Raw genomic sequence first — 3,585 nt, 5'->3', positions numbered from 1 at the left:
TGTAGGACGACACTCAGGTTGAGTACGTAGGAGGCGTACGGCGACATCGCCGTTGTCCATGATCTTGAGGGTCGTTCTTTGGATTGTTCTTGTTCGTGCCCGGCGACAACGTGAGCAACAAGCTCAAGATCGGCCCTCCCCGCCTCGTCTTGGCAGAAGCGCGGGGAGGGCCTTGAACGGTGTGGAGGTCACACCGCGTGCTCACGGTAGGGAAATCGCCGGTTCAGGTCGAGTCTGCGTTGCGCGAGGGCGTGTTGGCGTGTCCCGGATGCGGGGGTGAACTGCGTCCGTGGGGTCACGGTGTGCGGCGGGTGATCCGGACGTTGGCCTGTGGGGTGCGGCTGGTGCTGCGTCCTCGTCGCTCTCGATGCCGGGGATGTGGGGTGACGCATGTGCTGCTGCCCGCGCATCTGCTGGCGCGCCGGGCCGATGAGGTGGCGGTGATCGGGCGGGCGCTGGGCCGGGCGGCGGCCGGTGAGGGGTATCGGCGCATCGCGGTGGCTGTGGGTCGCTCCTGCTGGACGGTCCGCTCCTGGGTGCGGCGGGCGAGGGGCCGGGCCGAGCGGCTGCGGTCGGCGCTGGCGGCGTGGATTGTGGCGTTGGACCCTGATCCGCCGCCGCTGGTGGCGTCGCCGACGGCGTGGGGGGAGGCGGTGGTGGTGATCGCTGCGGTGCATCGGGCTGCCGTGGCGCGCTGGCCGTGGTTGGTGGGCAGGGTGTCGGCGTGGGAGGTGGCGGTGGCGGCGACGGATGGGAGTCTGCTGGCGCCCGTGCTGGCGGTGCGGGTGATCAACACCAACCTGCCTCTAGTCACGTTCGGTAACTGATCTAACCCTTGAGGTGAGTGTGTGTCGTCATCTCGAAAGGGGACGAAAGGTGACGCCAGAAGATGCCCGGGCGCAGCGGCAGGCCGAGCGAGCCCGCCAGATCGCCCTGTTCCGATACCGGCTGATCCAAGAAGCGGTCAGCCGGGAGCTTTCCACGCGCCAGCGCGGCCGGCTGGTCCGGCAGGTCGCGGAGCGCACGCATGCCGGGGCGGACGGGACGCCGGTGCGGGTCTCGCGTAAGAGTCTGGACCGGTGGATCCGGGCTTGGCAGCAGGGCGGGTTCGAGGCGTTGCTGCCCGCCGTCCGCCACGTGACCGCGCGCAGCAGCGGCGAGGCGCTGGCGCTGGCGGTGGCCTTGAAGAAGGAGAATCCCGCCCGCACCGCCGTCCAGGTCCGGCAGATCATGCTCCGGCATGGCGTGGACGCCCCCTGCGAGCGGACCCTGCAACGCCACTTCCGTCGCCTGGAACTCACCTTCGACCTGGAACCGGCCGGCCCGGCCTTCACCCGGTTCCAAGCCGTGCGGCCCAACGAGTTGTGGGTCGGGGACGCGCTGCACGGCCCCAGGATCGGCCCTGGCAACAGGCGGGCGATCTTGTTCTGCTTCCTGGATGACCACTCCCGGGCGGTGATGGCCGCCCGGTTCGGTTGTGCCGAGGACGTCGTCCGCCTGGCCGTCGCGCTGCGCCCCGCGCTGGCCTGCCGGGGCGTGCCCGAGGCCGTCTATCTGGACAACGGCAGCGCCTTCGTCGACTCCTGGCTGCTGCGCGCCTGCGCCAGCCTCGGCGTCAAACTCATCCATTCCACCCCGAACCGGCCCGAAGGCCGCGGGAAGATCGAACGGTTCTTCCGCACCGTGCGCGACCAGTTCCTGGTGGAGTTCGACGGCGCCCACCCGCGGACCATCGAAAGCCTGGGCGAGCTGAACCGGCTGTTCTCCTCGTGGGTGGAGACCGTCTACCACGTGCGTGAACACTCCGAGACCGGCATCGCCCCGCTGGCGCGCTGGCGCGCTGGTCTGCCACCCGCGCCGGCCCTGCCCTCGGCCGCCGCGCTGACCGAGGCGTTCTTGTGGGAAGAGCGCCGCACCGTGGACAAGACCGCGCTGATCAGCCTGCTCGGCAACTCCTACCAGGTCGATGCGGCGCTGATCCGCAAACGCGTCCAGGTGTTGTTCGACCCGTTCAACCTCGATGAGGTGGAGATCCGGCACGGCGGGCGCAGCTACGGCACCAGCCCGGTGTTCCTGCGCGCCCGCCACGCTCACCCCAAGGCCCGGCCCGAGATACCCGGCCAAAGTCCGCCCGCCCCGACCGGGATCGACTACCTCGGCCTGCTCGACCACGCCCGCGACCGCCAGCTTCAGGGCGCGGTCAACTACTCCGCCCTGCTCCAGCCACCACCCGGCCAACACGACGGGCACGACGGGCACGACGGGCACGACGGGCACGACGGGCACGACGGGCACGACGGGCACGACGGGCACGACGGGCACGACAAGGGGCGGGTGGCCTGAATGCGCATCGACCCCGCGCCACGACCGATGCCCCGCCGCATCGCCGACCTGGCCGCCGAGGCCCGGCTGCTGTCAGCCGACCACACCGCGCGCACACCTGAGCGCATGGCCGCCTACTTCTGGACCAAGGCCGCCGTGCTCGCCGAGATCGCCAACAACTGGGGCGACAGCGACCACCCGCAGGCCCTGCAGGCCCGCCAGACCGCAGCCGACGCCCGCCGGCACGCGCTGAACATCACCGACGCGCTCACCTTCGACGGCCAGGCCGTCCATCCCGGCATCGCCCAACCGGAGACCACACCATGCACGACATGTTGATCAAGCACTTCGCGCTCACCTCGATGCCGTTCCGCCGCGACCTGGACCCCGCCGCGCTGCACCGGCACGACGACCACCAGCAGGCCTGCGCCCGCATCACCTGGACCATCGCCGACCGCGCCCTCGGCGTGCTCACCGGCGAGGTCGGCGTCGGCAAGACCGTCGCGGTCCGTGCCGCCCTCGCCGCGCTGGACCCCACCCGGCACACCATCATCTACATCGGCAACCCGGCCGTCGGCACCCGCGGCATCTGCCACCACATCGTGGTCAGCCTCGGCGGCAAACCCCACCTGCACCGCGCCATCCTCATCCCGCAAGCCGCCGACGCCCTGGCCACCGAACAAGCCGAACGCGCCCGCACCCCCGTCGTCATCATCGACGAGGCGCACCTGCTCGACCACGACCAACTGGAGTCGATCAGAATGCTCACCAACCACGATCTTGATTCGCGGTCCCCGGCCGCGATCCTGCTCATCGGCCAGCCCACCCTGCGCCGCATGATCAAACTTGGCGTGCTCACCGCCCTGGACCAGCGGATAGGCGTCCGATGGCACATGAACGGCATGGCCGAGCAGGAGACCGCCGGATACATCCACCACCAACTGACCCAAGCCGGGCGCTCCGATCCACTATTCGCCGAGGACGCCATCGCGCTCATCCACGAGTCCAGCCGCGGCCGACCCCGCAGCGTGAACAACCTCGCCACCGCCGCCCTGATAGCCACCTACGCCACCGGAAAGAAGATCGTGGACCAGACCGCCGCCCGCGCCGCTGTCAGCGAGGTGATCGCGACAGAATGAGCACCAAACCGACACCCTGAGCACCACGACCCCGCCCGGCACCCACCCGGCGGGGTCTTCCATGTCGTCCACATGGACACCGTCAGGGTCGTCTACATGCCCAAGTCGAGCGTCGTCCTACACC

General features: G+C 70.0%; 4 protein-coding genes. All 4 read left to right on the top strand.

The genetic code is table 11. From position 1 onward, the window contains the following. Positions 1-179 precede the first annotated feature (179 nt). The 4 genes from AB0H21_RS40840 to AB0H21_RS40825 are packed head-to-tail and all read left to right on the top strand — an operon-like array spanning position 180 to position 3,461. Positions 180-827, top strand: a complete 648-nt coding sequence (locus AB0H21_RS40840) for a DUF6431 domain-containing protein (protein ID WP_358527470.1) — start codon at positions 180-182, stop codon at positions 825-827. A gap of 49 nt (positions 828-876) precedes the next feature. Next, on the top strand, positions 877-2,343 hold the full coding sequence (locus AB0H21_RS40835) for a DDE-type integrase/transposase/recombinase (RefSeq protein ID WP_358527468.1): 1,467 nt from the start codon (positions 877-879) through the stop codon (positions 2,341-2,343). Then, on the top strand, positions 2,344-2,661 hold the full coding sequence (locus tag AB0H21_RS40830) for a hypothetical protein (protein WP_358527465.1): 318 nt from the start codon (positions 2,344-2,346) through the stop codon (positions 2,659-2,661). Further along, entirely contained in the window at positions 2,655-3,461 is an 807-nt protein-coding gene (locus AB0H21_RS40825) for an AAA family ATPase (protein ID WP_358527463.1), read from the top strand. Before AB0H21_RS40830 ends, AB0H21_RS40825 begins: the two co-directional genes overlap by 7 nt. Positions 3,462-3,585 lie beyond the last annotated feature (124 nt).

The sequence above is a fragment of the Sphaerisporangium sp. NPDC051011 genome (genome assembly GCF_040653595.1).
In the GTDB taxonomy this organism is placed as follows: Bacteria; Actinomycetota; Actinomycetes; order Streptosporangiales; family Streptosporangiaceae; genus Sphaerisporangium.
The sequence above is the reverse complement of the archived record's forward strand: the minus strand, read 5'-3'. Positions and strand labels throughout refer to the sequence as shown.

What these genes read in the sequence shown, in the direction of transcription:
- AB0H21_RS40825 (WP_358527463.1), top strand. Translation starts at nt 2,655, where the DNA reads ATGTTGATCAAGCACTTCGCGCTCACCTCGATGCCGTTCCGCCGCGAC.
- AB0H21_RS40830 (WP_358527465.1), top strand. Translation starts at nt 2,344, where the DNA reads ATGCGCATCGACCCCGCGCCACGACCGATGCCCCGCCGCATCGCCGAC.